This is a genomic window from Ancylobacter gelatini, from assembly GCF_022601675.1.
Classification (GTDB): Bacteria; Pseudomonadota; Alphaproteobacteria; order Rhizobiales; family Xanthobacteraceae; genus Ancylobacter; species Ancylobacter gelatini.
In genome coordinates this window covers 125238-140332 of sequence record NZ_JAKVIL010000011.1, presented here as the reverse complement: position 1 = coordinate 140332, position 15095 = coordinate 125238, and the positions used below count along the sequence as shown (strand labels likewise).

The following is a 15095-nucleotide window of genomic DNA, read 5'->3' as shown; positions in this document are numbered from 1 at the left end:
TACCTTCCGGCTAGACTGCCGGGGACAAGACGCCGGACAGACCCGCCGACTCAAGAGCCCCCGCCGCACCATGTCGGCACGGCTTGGCTTCGGCGGTATCGGGGCCGGGCACTTGCAGCGAACGGGAACAGGGAAACATGCGCAGCTTCACGTATCTCGCGACGGCCGCCCTCGGCCTTTCATTACTCATGGCACCTGCGGCCGTCTCCCCGGCCCGTGCGGCGGAGCCCGCCTCCTGCAAGGCGGTGAAATTCGCCGATGTCGGCTGGACCGACATCACCGCCACCACCGCGCTCGCCTCCTCGCTTCTGGAAGCGCTGGGCTACACGCCCAAGACGCAGGTGCTCTCGGTGCCGGTGACCTACAAGTCGATGCAGACCAAGGACATCGACGTGTTCCTCGGCAACTGGATGCCGACCATGGAAGCCGACCTGAAGCCCTATCGCGAGGACAAGTCGGTCGAGGTGCTCTCCGCCAATCTCGAAGGCGCGAAATACACCCTCGCCGTGCCGGCCTATCTCTATGACGAAGGCCTCAAGTCCTTCGCCGACATCGCCAAGTTCAAGGACAAGCTCGGCGGCAAGATTTACGGCATCGAGCCCGGCAATGACGGTAACCGGCTGATCCTCGACATGATCAAGGACGACAAGTTCGGGCTGAAGGGCTTCGATCTGGTCGAATCCAGCGAGCAGGGCATGCTGGCGCAGGTCGAGCGCGCCTCGAAGCGCAAGGAAGCGGTGGTGTTCCTGGGCTGGGAGCCGCACCCGATGAACGCCAAGTTCGCCATGAAGTATCTTGAAGGCGGCGACGACGTGTTCGGCCCGAACTATGGCGGCGCCACCGTGTTCACCAATACCCGCGCCGGCTACACCACCGAATGCCCGAATGTGGGGCGCTTCATCAAGAACCTGAAGTTCACGCTCGGCACCGAGAATGTGGTGATGGGCTACATCCTGCTCGACGGCATGGAACCCTCCAAGGCCGCCGACAAGTGGCTGAAGGCCAACCCGGCCGTGTGGGAAGCCTGGCTCGACGGCGTCACCACCATCAACGGCCAGCCGGCCGTCCCGGCGGTGAAGAAGGCCCTCGGGCTCTGAGGCGCCGACAGGCGCTCCCTGCTCGTGCGACCCGGCCGGCGCGATGCGGCGAGCCGGGATCGTATGAGACCGCCACGCGATCCCGGATCGGCCCTCGGCCGCTCCGGGGTGACGAAACGCCCGGCCGCGCGGTCTTCGCGCCGGCCCGCGCCCTGCCTGCCCTCAATCGCCGCTCGCCTTCACCCCCGACCGCCGGGAGCGCCCGATGTATGATTGGCTGACCGAGCACAAGATCCCGCTGGGCAACTGGCTGAAGAGCTTCGTCGACCTGCTCACCGAGCACGGCCAGGACGTGTTCGACCTGATATCGCTGGTGCTCGGCACGCTGATCTCCGGCTTCACCAGCGCGCTGCTGTTCGTGCCGCCGCTGCTGCTGATCGCGCTGTTCGGCCTCGCGGCCTGGCTGGTGCACCGCTCGATCGGGCTGACCGTGTTCATCGTCGGCGCGCTGCTGCTGGTGACCAATCTCGGCTATTGGGTAGCCACCATGGAGACGCTCTCGCTGGTGATCTGCGCCACGCTGGTTTGTGTGGTGATCGGCGTGCCCATCGGCATCGCCGCCGCGCACCGGCCGTGGCTCTACACCGCGCTGCGCCCGGTGCTGGACCTGATGCAGACCATTCCCACCTTCGTTTATCTCATTCCGACGCTGGTTCTGTTCGGCCTCGGCGCGGTGCCGGGACTGATCTCCACCGTGATCTTCTCGATCCCCGCCCCGATCCGCCTCACCCATCTCGGCATCTCCTCGGTGCCGGCGAATCTCTACGAGGCCGGCAAGGCGTTCGGCGCCACCAAGACGCAGCTGCTGTTCAAGGTTGAGCTGCCCTATGCGCTGCCGACCATCATGGCCGGCATCACCCAGTGCATCATGCTCAGCCTCTCCATGGTGGTGATCGCGGCGCTGGTGGGCGCCGACGGGCTCGGCAAGCCGGTGGTGCGGGCGCTGAACTCAGTGAACATCTCCATGGGCTTCGAGGCGGGTCTCGCCATCGTCGTACTCGCCATCGTGCTCGATCGGGTGTGCAAGCGCCCCGAGCGGCGCAAAAAGAGCTGAGGGGAAGCGCCATGCCCGCCGTCGAATTCCGCAACATCGACATCGTGTTCGGCAACGACGTGAAGGGCGCGCTCGCCCTGATCGACGCTGGCCATTCGCGCGAGCAGATCCTCTCCATGACCGGCTCGGTGCTGGGCGCGGCGGGGGTGAGCCTTGCCGTCGAGCGCGGCGAAATCTGCGTGCTGATGGGGCTCTCCGGCTCCGGAAAATCCACCATATTGCGCGCCATCAACCGGCTGAACGAGGTCGCACGCGGCGAGGTTCTGGTCGAGCACAAGGGCCGCGCCGTCGATGTCGCCCGCTGCGACGAGGCGACGCTGCGCGACATTCGCATGCACACCGTCTCCATGGTGTTCCAGCAGTTCGGCCTGCTGCCCTGGCGTACGGTGCGCGACAATGTCGGCTTCGGGCTGGAGCTGCGCGGCATGAAGGGGGCCGAGCGCACCCGCATCGTCGACGAGAAGCTCGCCATGGTCGGCCTCACCAACTGGGCCGAGAAATACACCAACGAACTCTCCGGCGGCATGCAGCAGCGCGTCGGCCTCGCCCGCGCCTTCGCCACCGACGCCGATATTCTCCTGATGGACGAGCCCTTCTCCGCGCTCGACCCGCTCATCCGTGACAAGTTGCAGGACGAGTTGCTCGACCTGCAGCGCCGTATCCACAAGACCATCGTGTTCGTGAGCCACGACCTCGACGAAGCGCTGAAGCTCGGCAACAAGATCGCGATCATGGAAGGCGGGCGCATCGTACAGGCCGGCACGGCGGAAGACATATTGCTGCGCCCGGCCAATGCCTATGTCGCTGAATTCGTGAAGCACATGAACCCGCTCAACGTGCTGCGCGGCACGGCGGTGATGCGCCCGGCCGCCTCGCTGCCGCGCGAGGGGGACTGCGTGATGCTCGACAAGGAAGGCCGGGTGCGGGTGAAGATCGACGGCGAGGGCCGGCCGGTCTCGCTCGATCTCGACGGGCGCGTCGGCCTGCTTGCCAGCGCCGATGGCGAGGCCGGCACGATCGACGACACGCTGGCGCGCAACGCCGACTGCATCGTCGCGCCGGTCGACCTCAAGCTGAAGGCGGCGATCGAACTGAAGCGCCACACCGACCTGCCGATCCTGCTGGTCGACAAGCTCGGCACACTCGCCGGACTGTGCGATGACGACGAAATCTATCGCGGCCTGCTGCGCCGGCTGGACGGCTGAGCCGCCAGCTAAAGACCCCAGAATTCCCGGATCTTCGGCGCCTCGACCTTGGCCCGCTCATAGCCCGCGCGCAAGGCGGGCGCGATCTCGCCGGGGTCCAGCAGGTTCACGCCCGGCGGCGTGCCGGCGATGATCAGCTTCGCCTTGGTGCCGACCGCCTCCAGCGCGGCGATCTCCTTGTGGATGTCGTGCGGGATCCCGGTGAGCAGGCTGCCCTCATAGCCATTGGTCAGCGTGATCACCAAAGCGCGCTGCGAGCCGGCCACGAGGTCGGTGTGGGCCCAGGCCTTGGAGATCCCGCCATCCATGGCGAAGCGCTGGCCGAGCTGGGTCGGGCCGATGACGCCGGGCAGCGAGGAACTGGCCGCCGCGGCATGGGCGAGCGGGATGGCGTTGCGGTCCGCGACCGGCTTGTGCACCACGAGGCGCTCGCCGGTGTAGCAGTCGTTCGAGGTGGCGAACATTTTCGGCGTCGGCCAGCCGGTGCGGCTATCGCCGGTGAGCAGCCAGGCGAGGCGCTCGACGCCGGAACCGTTCAGGTGATTATCCGCCGCCAGCGCGGCGTGGCCAATGGCGCGGATGGTCTCCGCGCTGCCATCGGTGACCTTGAAATTGATCTCCTGCGCCCGCTTCTGGCTGGCATTGGGCGCGGTGACCGGCGCGAGCTTCGCGAACAGGCCCGGGAAGTGCCCGAAGAAATCGAATTCGCTGCGCAGCTGCAGGAAGCGGCCGGAGAGCAGCGACGAGCCGATATAGGAGCCCGCCGAGGTGCCGACCACCATCTGCGCGCTTTCCGCCGGGTTGACGCCCAGTTCCAGCAGCCCGTGGAAGAAGCCGCAATACCAGGCGACGTAATATTCGCCGCCGCCGCCCAGCACCAGCGTGCGGTCCAGCCCCTTTGCCAGATCGGACACCGTGGGCGTATCGGGCACCACCCGCGCCAGCCCATCGCCATCGAACAGCGCGTCGGAGACCCCCGCCGCCATCTGCGCGAGCGGCGTATCGGGCACGTCCGTTTCGGCCGCGCCGGCCGGCATGGCGGCGGCAAGCACCGGGGACGCGGCAAGGCCGGCGCCGGCACGGATCAGATTTCGGCGGGATATCATCGAGGCAACTCCCAGACGCGCGGATCAGGCCGCGCCGATGCGCGTCAGGGTCAGTCAGCGCCGTGCCGATGTCCAGAGGGCGGCAAGGCGCGCGGCAGCCGCCGGCCTCACGCCGCCGCGAGGCCCACCGCTTCCACCACGTCGTCCACCACCCGCTCCACCAGCGCGCGGTCGTCGCCCTCGCCCATCACCCGGATCACCGGCTCGGTTCCGGACGGGCGGATCAGCAGGCGGCCATGGCTGTTGAGCTTTTCTTCCGCTGCGGCGATCGCCTTGATCACGATCTCGCTCTCCAGCGGACGGCCCGTCTTGTAACGGACATTCTTGAGGATCTGCGGCAGCGGGTCGAAGCGGTGGCACACCTCGGACACGGGCCGACCGAGGCGCTGCACCACGGCGAGCACCTGCAGCGCCGCCACCAGGCCATCGCCGGTGGTGGAGTAGTCCGACAGAATGATGTGGCCGGACTGCTCGCCACCGACATTGAAGCCGTGGGCGCGCATGTGCTCCAGCACATAGCGGTCGCCGACCGGGGTGCGCTCAAGCGACAGGCCGAGTGACTGGAAATGCCGCTCCAGCCCGAGATTCGACATCACGGTCGCCACCACGCCGTCGCGCGCGAGCCGCCCGTCATGCTTGAAGCTCTCCGCGACCACGGCCATGAGCTGGTCGCCATCCACCAGATGGCCCTTCTCGTCGACGATCAGCACGCGATCGGCATCGCCGTCGAGCGCTATGCCGATGTCGGCGCGCACCTCGCGCACCTTGGCGGCCAGCGCCTCGGGCGCGGTGGAGCCGACCTCGCGATTGATGTTGAAGCCGTCCGGGTCGGCGCCGATGGTGACGACATCGCAGCCAAGCTCCCACAGTGTTTCCGGCGCCACGCGATAGGCCGCGCCATTGGCGCAATCCACCACCACGCGGATGCCGTCGAAGGACTGGTTGCGCGGCAGGGTGCGCTTGGCGAACTCGATGTAGCGGGCGTGCACGCTCTCGATGCGCTTGGCGCGCCCGATATCGGCGGGCTTGGCGAGGCGACTGGAGAGGTCGGCATCCATCAGCTCCTCGATCTCGTGCTCGATCGCGTCGGAGAGCTTGTAGCCATCGGGGCCGAACAGCTTGATGCCGTTATCGTCGAACGGGTTGTGCGAGGCGGAGATCATCACGCCGATATCGGCGCGCATGGAATGGGTGAGCATCGCCACGGCCGGAGTCGGCATCGGGCCGAGCAGCAGCACGTCCATGCCGACCGAGGTGAAGCCGGCGACCAGCGCGTTCTCGATCATGTAGCCGGACAGGCGGGTATCCTTGCCGATCACCACGCGATGGCGGTGCTCGCCGCGCTGGAACACCATGCCGGCTGCCATGCCGACGCGCAGGGCCAGGTCGGGCGTGATCACCCCGTTGGCCCGGCCGCGAATGCCGTCCGTGCCGAAATATTTGCGCGCCATGACATGCCTCATGCTGCGGCGGCCGGCAAACAGCACCGGTCGACCCCTGAATGGGCGAGCTGCGAACGCTCCGCCCATCCTTCATTTAGCATTCACAATCGCCGAGAACGCTTCACAAAGTGTAAGCGCTCCTTGCAGACACGCGGGACGGGTGCCCGCCTCACCCGTGCTCGACCGCCGCGGCCGCCGCCGCGACCTCCGCCTCCGCCTCTGCCGTCGAGCGCACGCCGTTGAAGAAGGCATTCAATGCCACCGCGACGATCGCCGTGAGCAGGATGCCGGATTCCAGCAGCGGGTGGAACGAGTGCGGCAGGTTCTTGAAGAAGTTCGGCGCCACCAGCGGGATCATGCCGAAACCGATCGAGATCGCCACCACGTAGAGATTGAAGCGATTGGTGCGGAAATCGACATTGGCGAGGATGCGCGCGCCGGTCGCCGCCACCATGCCGAACATCACCAGCCCGGCGCCGCCGAGCACCACCACCGGCACCGATTCCACGATCGAGGCCATTTTCGGCAGCAGGCCGAGCCCCAGCATGATGACGCCGCCGGTCGCGGTGACAAAGCGCGAGCGCACGCCGGTGACGCCGACGAGGCCGACATTCTGCGAGAACGAGGTGTAGGGGAAGGTGTTGAAGATGCCGCCGATCAGCGTGCCCGCGCCATCCGCCCTGAGGCCGGCGGTGAGCGCGGCGCGGTCGATCTTTCGGCCGGTCATGTCCGACAGCGCGAGGAACATGCCGACCGATTCGATCATCACCACGATCATCACGAGGCACATGGTCAGGATCGGCACCAGGTGGAAGGTCGGCATGCCGAAATGCAGCGGCATCACGATGCCGACCCAGTCCGCCGCTTCCACCTTCTCGAAATTCATCACGCCGAGCAGGCTCGCCAGCACGCAGCCGGCGACGATGCCGAGCAGCACGGCGACATTGGAGAGGAAGCCCGAGCCCCATTTGGTGAGGCCGAGGATGACCAGCAGCACGAACAGCGCGATACCGAGCCCGCCGAGCTGGCCGTAATTCGGATTGGGGAACGAGCCGGGCACGCCGTCGACCACCTTGGTCAGCATCGGCAGGCCGCCGCCCGCCCAGTTGATGCCGACCCGCATCAGCGACACGCCGATGATGAGGATGATGGTGCCGGTCACCACCGGGGGAAACAACGGCAGCAGGCGGCTGACGAAGGGCGCGACGAGAATCCCGAACACGCCGGCGGCGATCACCGAACCATAAATGCCGAGCAGGCCGATCTCGGGGTCGGTTCCCATGGAGAGCATCGGGCCGACCGAGGCGAAGGTGACGCCCATCATCACCGGCAGGCGGATGCCGAAGCCGAAGCCGCCCAGGCATTGGATCAGCGTGGCGATGCCGCAGGCGAACAGATCGGCACTGATGAGGAAGGCGACGTCTTCCGGCGGCAGCTTCAGCGCGCGGCCAATGATCAGCGGCACCGCCACCGCGCCGGCATACATCACCAGCACATGCTGGAGGCCGAGCGTGGCGAGGCGCGGCCAGGGCAGCATCTCGTCGACCGGGTGGATCTTTTCCGTCATCAGAACCTCTCCAGCTCAAGGCCGGCGCGCCGGCACATCCCCCAACGGAAATTGTATTCAATCTCCATGCCAAGAGCGGCGCAGACGGTAGTCGATGTGGGTTCGGCACCGAGCGCAGGTGGCTGACAGACGCGGAGGGCGGGCCGGCGGCGTTCAGCTGCCGGTCGCCGACGGCAGCGGGATGGCGCCGCACCGCGCGGGTCCGGCGCTCAAAAACAAAAGCCCCGGCGCGAGGCCGGGGCTTTCATCGGATCAGTGTCGACAGCCGGGCATCAGGCCTGCGGCTGGGGCTCCATGCCGGCATCGGGGCGCGGCGGACGGTTCTTGCCGGCGCTCGGCACCACCGAGCCACGCGTGTGCGCGGGTTCGATCGTGGTGTCGCGTACCGGGGCATTGCCGTCCAGCAGACCGATGATCTCGTCGCCCGAGAGCGTCTCATATTCCAGCAGGCCGCGCGCGAGCGCCTCGAGCTGATCCTTGCTCTCGGTGAGGATGCGCGTCGCCTCGGCGTAGCCTTCGTCCACCAGACGGCGCACTTCGCTGTCGATGGTCTGGGCGGTGGCCTCGGAAACGTTCTGCTGGCGCTGCATCGACATGCCGAGGAACACCTCGTCATTATTCTCGCCATAGGCGACGTTGCCGAGCTTGTCGGAGAAGCCCCAGCGCGTGACCATCATGCGGGCGAGGCGGGTGGCCTGCTCGATGTCGGACGCCGCGCCGGACGTCACCTTGTCATGGCCGAAGATCAGCTCTTCCGCCACGCGCCCGCCCATCATGATGGCAAGGCGCGAGGTCATCTGCTCATAGCTCATGGAGAGCTTGTCGCGCTCCGGAAGCTGCATGACCATGCCGAGGGCACGGCCGCGCGGGATGATAGTGGCCTTGTGGACCGGGTCGGTGGCCGGGACCTTGAGCGCGACGATGGCATGGCCGCCTTCGTGATAGGCGGTCAGCATCTTCTCGTCTTCGGTCATGACCAGCGAGCGGCGTTCCGCGCCCATCATCACCTTGTCCTTGGCGTCCTCGAAGTCGCTCATCGTGACCATGCGCTTGTTGCGGCGCGCGGCCATCAGGGCGGCTTCGTTGCACAGGTTCGCGAGATCGGCGCCCGAGAAACCGGGGGTGCCGCGCGCGATCACCTTGAGGTTCACGTCCGGAGCGATCGGCACCTTGCGGGCATGGACCTTGAGGATCTGCTCGCGGCCGACCACGTCCGGGTTCGGCACAATGACCTGACGGTCGAAGCGGCCCGGACGCAGCAGCGCCGGGTCCAGCACGTCGGGGCGGTTGGTCGCGGCGATGAGGATGATGCCCTCATTGGCCTCGAAGCCGTCCATCTCGACGAGGAGCTGGTTCAGGGTCTGCTCGCGCTCGTCATTGCCGCCGCCGAGACCGGCGCCGCGATGACGGCCGACCGCGTCGATTTCGTCGATGAAGATGATGCAGGGAGCGTTCTTCTTCGCCTGCTCGAACATGTCGCGCACGCGGGAGGCACCGACGCCGACGAACATCTCGACGAAGTCCGAGCCGGAAATGGTGAAGAACGGCACGTTGGCCTCACCCGCGATGGCGCGGGCCAGCAGGGTCTTACCCGTGCCGGGCGGGCCGACCAGCAGCACGCCGCGCGGGATGCGCCCGCCGAGCCGCTGGAACTTCTGCGGATCGCGCAGGAACTCCACGATCTCGGTGAGGTCGCTCTTGGCCTCGTCGATACCGGCCACGTCCTCGAAGGTCACGCGGCCATGGGCTTCGGTCAGCAGTTTGGCGCGGCTCTTGCCGAACCCCATCGCCTTGCCGGCCCCGCCCTGCATCTGCCGGGACAGGAAGATCCACACGCCGATCAGCGCGATGAAGGGCAGCCAGGAGATCAGCAGGCTGACGAACCACGGCACGTTGTCGGTCAGCGGCTTGGCGGTGATGGACACGCCCTTGCCGTACAGACGATCGACCAGCCCCGGATCGCTCGGCGCATAGGTCTGGAAGGCGCGGCCATCGGTGAAGCTGCCGGTGATCTCCGGGCCCTGGATCACGACGTCGCGGACCCGGCCGTTATCGACCTCCGTGAGGAGCTGCGAGAAGCTGATGTCGTTCGCCGACTGGCGCTGCGCCGGATTCTGGAACAGCGAGAAGAGCGCCAGAAGCAGGAGAACGATGATCACCCAGAGGGCGAAATTCCGAATATTGGCGTTCATCTCGTTCCTTTCGGCGCCGGAAAAGACCGGCGCACGGGTTCCGCCGGCGCTGGCGGACCTCCCTTGTCGCTTGGTAATTTAGGTCCGCCCTCGCCCGTTGCCAAGATGTCCCGAGCCAAGCTTGTGCCGGCACCCGTGCAATTGTGCGTCAATCGACAGCTAAATGCCCCCGGCGCGCCGGCGCGGGGGCGATGACGACCGCCCGCGGAACCGCCCGAACCAGCGCCCCGGCCAGCGTGCGCGCCCCGCCCTCCCCCGGCGCCAGCGCCACGAGCCAGTCCAGCAGCGCCTCCAGCTTGCCAAGTTCCAGAGGCGCACCGCCCGTCCGCTCCACCGCACGGCCGAGCAGCCTGAGCGCGATTTCCTGCGGGAGCGCGAGGAAGCCGGCACGGTCGATCCGCACGCCGCGCCCGGTGCGCGACGGCTCGATCGCCACCGTCGCCAGGGCAGCATCGACCGCCGCTTCCAGCGCGGCATCGGCCCGCGCGAGGCGGGCGGCGAGCCGGGTGAGACGCGGGGCGTCCAGTCCTTCGGCCTCAAGTTGCGGCATCAGAGCCCGCAGCCGGGCGCGGGCGAAGCGTGGATCGCGATTGGACGGGTCCTCGACGAAGCCGATGCCGGCCGCCCGGCAGGTCGCCACCAGCTCGGCCTTGCGCAAGGACAGCAGCGGGCGCAGCAGCGTCACGCCTTGCTCCAGCGCCCGCCCGGCCGGGATGCCGGCAAGGCCGGAGAGGCCGGAGCCGCGCATCAGCCGGAACAGCACGGTCTCGGCCTGATCGTCGCAGGTGTGAGCGGTGGCGACCGCGCCGGCACCCACGGCACGGGCATGCGCGGCAAGGCGCTCATATCGGGCATGGCGCGCCGCCTCCTGCAGGCCGGTGCGGGTCGCGCTTCCGTCCCAGCTCAGAACGGCATGGGGCAGGCCGAGATCGGCGGCGAGGCGCCCGACCGCCGCGGCTTCCTGCCGCGCCTCGGGCCGCAGGCCATGGTCGACCGTGGCGACGAAGAGAGCGGGGCCATTCGCCAGACCGGCGCGCCAGCGTGCGGCGAGCAGCATCAGCGCGGTGGAATCCGGCCCGCCGGAGACGGCAAGCACCACGCCGGGAACGTCGAGAAACGGCGCGAACAGGGGCGGCAGGGCATCGGGAGCCACGGCTCCCGCCGTCAGGAGCGAGTGGTCGGCCTCAGCAGCCGACACGCTTCTGCTCCCGCTCCACCCCCTGCTTGATGCTGGCGGAGGCGCGCGGATATTTGTTGCCGATGGCGTTGAACGTGGCGCAGGCGGCATCCTTCTCGCCGATCGCCGCCAGCGACTGGCCGAGGCGCAGCAGCGCATCCGGCGCCTTCAGCGCATTCGGATAGTCCGCCGAGACCTTGAGGAAGCTCTGCGCGGCTTCCTTATAGGCGCGGCGCTGATAGTCGGTCTCGCCGAGCCAGTAATAGGCATCGGGCACGGCGCGGTCGGTCGGGTATTGCTGGAGAAACTGCCGGAACGTGGTGCCGGACTGCTCATAGTCCTGCCGGAGCATGTAGCCATAGGCGAGGTCGTACAGGTCCTTCGGGCTGTTGCCCGGCGGTTGCGTGGCCGCGCTGGCACCCGCGCCCGCGACCGAGCCGGCGAGCGCGCCAAGATCCATCGGTGCGCTGGGCTGGCCGGGCACGGGACCGGAGGGCGCCGTGGTGCCGAGAGGGCGCGGCGCGCCGGGGGCGGCGGCCTGCGCATTCGGGTCGAAGGCGTCGGAGCGCCGGGCCGGCTGGCCCGGCGTCGCCGGCGGCAGGCCGGGAGGCGCGGCAGAGGGTGCGGCGCCGGGCGCCGTGCTGGCGCCGCCCGGCAGGCGGAAGTCGATCTCGCCCTGCAGCTGCTTCACCTGCGCTTCGAGCTGCTGGTTGCGGTACTGGAGCTGCTCGATCAGGCCGGTGGTCTGGCGAAGCTGGTTTTCGAGGCGGTCGACCCGCCCGGCGAGGCTGCCGGGATCGGACGGGTCCTCCTCGACCGGCGTCGCGGCGCCGGAGCGCACCTGTCCCGGCGGCTTGAACAGGTTGCCGAAGAAATCATTATTCGACTGCGCCAGGACAGGCGCGGCAGGCGCCAGCGCCGCGAGCCCGAGGCCGGCGGCGAGCAACAAAACGGAAGGACGGATCAAACGAGGCTTCATGACCGGGATGCGACAGGTTCATTGGGAACGCGGCGCGCAGGCGCGACGCAACGATGCATTTGACCATACGAAACCGATCGCGTCCAAAGTGTGACCCGCGACGGCCCGGTCCCCTCACATATGACGAAGCCCGGCGGCACGTCCAAGGTGCCGCCGGGCCAGCGATGTCTCATGTCGCGGGGAACGCGTCCGGCAATCAGGAGCCGGTGGCGTTCAGTACCGTGACGGCGCGCCGGTTCTGCGACCAGCACGAGATGTCGTTGCACACCGCGACGGGGCGCTCCTTGCCGTAGGAGATGGTGCGCATGCGGTTGGCGTCGATGCCGCGCGCGACCAGATAGTCGCGCACGCTCTGGGCGCGGCGGGCGCCGAGCGCGATGTTGTACTCGCGGGTGCCGCGCTCGTCGGCATGCCCTTCGATGGTGAAGGTGTACTTGGCATAGTGGTTCAGCCACTGCGCCTGCTTGTCGAGTGTCGCGCGGGCCTGCGGCGACAGGTCGGTCTGGTCGCTCTCGAAGAACACGCGATCGCCGACAGACACGACGAATTCCTGCGGGCTGCCCGCGGGGGCCGAGCCCAGCTGGCCCATCGCGCCAGCCCCGTCCATCGGGTTCTTGGCACACGCGGCCGCAAGCATGGCAAGGCCGATGATAAAGGCGGCACGCGCGCCGCCAAACTGGCGCAACATACGGATCATTCCGCTCAACTCCTGAAACATTCCGCGACCGGGCAACGTCTTCCTGCGCCGATCTGGTTAAATCAATGCTCCGTCAACCTTTACGGAACCTTAGCGCGATCAGACGAATTCGCATCGAATGCCGAAACCGCCTGTTATGGTTAACGCTTCATTAACGGCGCGGCACGGCCGGATCAAGACCGCAGCGGCGACCATGCCGGGTCGGAGGCATAGCTGGGCGTCGGCACGCGCTGTTCGTTATAGCCGGTGACGTCCACCGTGTAGAGCTGCGGCCCCGCCGCCCCGCCGGCATCGCGGAAGAACATGATCACGCGGCCGTTCGGGGCGAAGGTCGGGCCTTCATTGTGGTAGCCCTCGGTCAGGATGCGCTCGCCGGAGCCGTCCGGGCGCATGATGCCGATGGCAAAGCGCCCCTGCGCCTGCTTGGTGAAGGCGATGACGTCGCCGCGCGGCGACCAGACCGGCGTGGAATAGCGCCCGTCGCCGAACGAGATACGGTGCGGGTTCGAGCCGTCCTGGTTCATCACATAGATCTGCGAGGTGCCGCCGCGGTCGCTCTCGAAGCAGATCTGCGTGCCGTCGGGGGAATAGCAGGGCGCGGTGTCGATGGCGGCGGTGTCGGTGAGCCGCGTCGTCGCCTTGGAGCGCAAATCCATCACGAAGATATTGGAGTTGCCGCCCTGCTGGAGCGAGAGAATCACGCGCTGCCCGTCCGGCGCGAAGCGCGGCGAGAAGCTCATATTCGGGAAGTTGCCCACCACCTCGCGCTGGCCGGTCTCGATGTTGAGCAGATAGACCCGCGGCTCGCCCGAGCCGTAGCTCATATAGGTGATTTCCTGGCTGGTCGGCGAGAAGCGCGGGGTCAGCACGAGGTCGTCGCCGCGCGTGAGATAGTTCACGTTGGCGCCGTCTTGATCCATGATGGCGAGGCGCTTGACGCGCTTCTCCTTGGGCCCGCTCTCATCGACGAAGACGATGCGGGTATCGAAATAGCCCTTCTCGCCGGTCAGGCGCTCATAGATCGCGTCGGAGATGATGTGCGCGACCCGGCGCCAGTTCGTCTGCTCGGTGAAATATTGCTGGCCGATGAGCTGCTGGCCGGCGAACACGTCCCACAGGCGGAACTCCGCCTTCACGCGGCCATCCGGCTGCTTCGTCATGCGGCCCGTCACCAGCGCCTGCGCGTTGATCACCCGCCAGTCCTGGAAGCGCGGCGAGGCGTCCGGGTTGGTGATCTTCTCGACGAAGGCGGCCGGGTTCACCGGGGCGAACAGGCCGGAACGGCGCAGATTCGCGGAAATGATCTGGGTCACGCCCTTGCCGGCCTCGACATCCTGCGGACCGCCGCCACCGACGAAATCGGTGATCGCAATGGGAAGCGGCTGCACCGTGCCCTGCGTCACGTCGAGCTTGAGCACCGCCTGCGCCGGGCCCGAGACCAACCCCAGCCCCGCGAGCGCACCGGCGCCGGCAAGAACCGATCGGCGGCCGAAAAGCGGCGCCGCCGAAGAGGCGTTGAGAAGGGAGGGCTTGAGGTGCTGCATGATCATGTGTCTCGGGCGGGCATCGTGGGGGCGGGCGGGCGGACCGTGCGGGAAGCTCGCTAGCCGCGAACCATTTCGCGTGGATCGAACGTCACTTCGATGTCCTTCCACATGTCGTATTTCTCGGGCGAGAGCATGTTGAACGGCTGGCCGCGGAAGATGGCGCGGATGGCACTGTCCCGCGCCGTCATGAAGAACGGGCTGGAGCCGGAGGACACCACCATGGGCGGGCCCGACAGCGTGCCGTCCGGGTTGAGCCGGATGCGCACGGTCACGATCAGCTCTTCAGGATTGGCGGCACCGGCCGGCGGATTCCACAGCGACATCAGCCGCGCGCGAAGCGCGTCGATCTCGGTCTGCGACAGCGAGGCCGCGGTGCCGACGCGCGCGCCGAGCGAGGCGGTGTTGTTGATGGTATCGCCCAGCGCGGCCTGACGCTGCGGCGTGCGCTTGTCGAGCAGCGCCGCGATGTCGTTCGGGTTGAAGTCCTTCTGGTCCTTCGGCGGTGCCTGCACCACCTTGGGGGGAATGTCCTTCGGCTTCTTGGGCGGCGTCGGCATGGGCGGGGCGGCCTGCGCCGTCTGCTCGGGCTTCGGCTCGTCCTTCTTCGGCTCCGGCGGCTTGGCCGTGAGCGATTCAGCATCCGGCGCGGGCGCCGGGGGCTTCGGCGCGGCCTGCGCGGCCGGAGGCTTGGGCGTCGGCTCCGGCGGCTTCACATCCGGCGGCGGGGGCGGAGGCGGCGTCGGCTCGTTGGCGGCCTTGATCTCGGGCTTGTCCGTGACCTTGGCGTCAAGGTTTTCCGGCGGCTTCGGGGTGTCGACCTTCTCGACCACGGGCTTGGGCGCCTGGGCCTTCGGGGCATCCTTCTTGCCGGCCATCATCTGGCTCATCTCGGCATCGGAGATGATATCGATCGGCATCGATTCAGCCTGCATGTTCTCGAACGGGCTCGGCGCCGCGAACGAGATGGCCATGAATCCGATAATGCCGACATGCAATGCCGCCGATGAGATGAGGCCCGCGCGCATGCTCCGC

Annotated in this window: 12 protein-coding genes; 3 read left to right on the top strand and 9 right to left on the bottom strand. The window is 67.7% G+C overall.

Going from position 1 to position 15095, the window contains the following annotated elements; genetic code table 11:
- The first annotated feature begins 137 nt into the window (after positions 1–137).
- From MKI84_RS17755 to choV, 3 genes are all read left to right on the top strand, one after another.
- Positions 138–1097 carry a choline ABC transporter substrate-binding protein gene (locus tag MKI84_RS17755; protein WP_425353860.1) on the top strand — a complete coding sequence of 320 codons (960 nt, stop codon included), beginning with the start codon at positions 138–140 and terminating at the stop codon, positions 1095–1097.
- Positions 1098–1302: 205 nt separating this feature from the next.
- Positions 1303–2151 (top strand): choline ABC transporter permease subunit, encoded by an 849-nt coding sequence (choW, locus tag MKI84_RS17750; protein ID WP_241621581.1) that lies wholly within the window; start codon positions 1303–1305, stop codon positions 2149–2151.
- An 11-nt stretch (positions 2152–2162) separates the two neighbouring features.
- Entirely contained in the window at positions 2163–3356 is a 1194-nt protein-coding gene (gene choV / locus MKI84_RS17745) for a choline ABC transporter ATP-binding protein (RefSeq protein ID WP_241621580.1), read from the top strand.
- An 8-nt stretch (positions 3357–3364) separates the two neighbouring features.
- Here choV and MKI84_RS17740 read toward each other — a convergent pair whose 3' ends face one another.
- The 9 genes from MKI84_RS17740 to MKI84_RS17700 all read right to left on the bottom strand — a co-directional run bounded on the left by MKI84_RS17740 (position 3365) and on the right by MKI84_RS17700 (position 15088).
- Complete coding sequence (locus MKI84_RS17740) at positions 3365–4462, bottom strand: patatin-like phospholipase family protein (protein ID WP_241621579.1); 1098 nt, start codon at positions 4460–4462, stop codon at positions 3365–3367.
- 107 nt (positions 4463–4569) lie between these two features.
- Positions 4570–5913 carry a phosphoglucosamine mutase gene (gene glmM, locus MKI84_RS17735; protein WP_241621578.1) on the bottom strand — a complete coding sequence of 448 codons (1344 nt, stop codon included), beginning with the start codon at positions 5911–5913 and terminating at the stop codon, positions 4570–4572.
- Positions 5914–6073: 160 nt separating this feature from the next.
- The gene (locus MKI84_RS17730; protein WP_241621577.1) at positions 6074–7471 is read right to left on the bottom strand and encodes a nucleobase:cation symporter-2 family protein; all 1398 of its coding nucleotides are present in this window, start codon (positions 7469–7471) and stop codon (positions 6074–6076) included.
- 272 nt (positions 7472–7743) lie between these two features.
- On the bottom strand, positions 7744–9663 hold the full coding sequence (ftsH, locus tag MKI84_RS17725; RefSeq protein WP_241621576.1) for an ATP-dependent zinc metalloprotease FtsH: 1920 nt from the start codon (positions 9661–9663) through the stop codon (positions 7744–7746).
- Positions 9664–9811: 148 nt separating this feature from the next.
- On the bottom strand, positions 9812–10861 hold the full coding sequence (tilS, locus tag MKI84_RS17720) for a tRNA lysidine(34) synthetase TilS (RefSeq protein ID WP_241621575.1): 1050 nt from the start codon (positions 10859–10861) through the stop codon (positions 9812–9814).
- Positions 10848–11807, bottom strand: a complete 960-nt coding sequence (gene ybgF / locus MKI84_RS17715; protein WP_241621574.1) for a tol-pal system protein YbgF — start codon at positions 11805–11807, stop codon at positions 10848–10850. The genes tilS and ybgF overlap by 14 nt, the downstream gene beginning before the upstream one ends.
- A 208-nt stretch (positions 11808–12015) precedes the next feature.
- Positions 12016–12507 (bottom strand): peptidoglycan-associated lipoprotein Pal, encoded by a 492-nt coding sequence (gene pal, locus MKI84_RS17710; RefSeq protein WP_425353862.1) that lies wholly within the window; start codon positions 12505–12507, stop codon positions 12016–12018.
- A gap of 182 nt (positions 12508–12689) precedes the next feature.
- Positions 12690–14060, bottom strand: a complete 1371-nt coding sequence (tolB, locus tag MKI84_RS17705; RefSeq protein WP_241621572.1) for a Tol-Pal system beta propeller repeat protein TolB — start codon at positions 14058–14060, stop codon at positions 12690–12692.
- A 59-nt stretch (positions 14061–14119) separates the two neighbouring features.
- On the bottom strand, positions 14120–15088 hold the full coding sequence (locus MKI84_RS17700; RefSeq protein ID WP_241621571.1) for an energy transducer TonB: 969 nt from the start codon (positions 15086–15088) through the stop codon (positions 14120–14122).
- Between the last annotated feature and the right edge of the window lie 7 nt (positions 15089–15095).

Coding starts and splice junctions, on each gene's coding strand:
- MKI84_RS17755 (WP_425353860.1), top strand. CDS start 138: ATGCGCAGCTTCACGTATCTCGCGACGGCCGCCCTCGGCCTTTCATTA.
- MKI84_RS17700 (WP_241621571.1), bottom strand. CDS start 15,088: ATGCGCGCGGGCCTCATCTCATCGGCGGCATTGCATGTCGGCATTATC.
- ftsH (WP_241621576.1), bottom strand. CDS start 9,663: ATGAACGCCAATATTCGGAATTTCGCCCTCTGGGTGATCATCGTTCTC.
- tolB (WP_241621572.1), bottom strand. CDS start 14,060: ATGCAGCACCTCAAGCCCTCCCTTCTCAACGCCTCTTCGGCGGCGCCG.
- MKI84_RS17740 (WP_241621579.1), bottom strand. CDS start 4,462: ATGATATCCCGCCGAAATCTGATCCGTGCCGGCGCCGGCCTTGCCGCG.
- glmM (WP_241621578.1), bottom strand. CDS start 5,913: ATGGCGCGCAAATATTTCGGCACGGACGGCATTCGCGGCCGGGCCAAC.
- MKI84_RS17730 (WP_241621577.1), bottom strand. CDS start 7,471: ATGACGGAAAAGATCCACCCGGTCGACGAGATGCTGCCCTGGCCGCGC.
- pal (WP_425353862.1), bottom strand. CDS start 12,507: ATGTTGCGCCAGTTTGGCGGCGCGCGTGCCGCCTTTATCATCGGCCTT.
- choW (WP_241621581.1), top strand. CDS start 1,303: ATGTATGATTGGCTGACCGAGCACAAGATCCCGCTGGGCAACTGGCTG.
- choV (WP_241621580.1), top strand. CDS start 2,163: ATGCCCGCCGTCGAATTCCGCAACATCGACATCGTGTTCGGCAACGAC.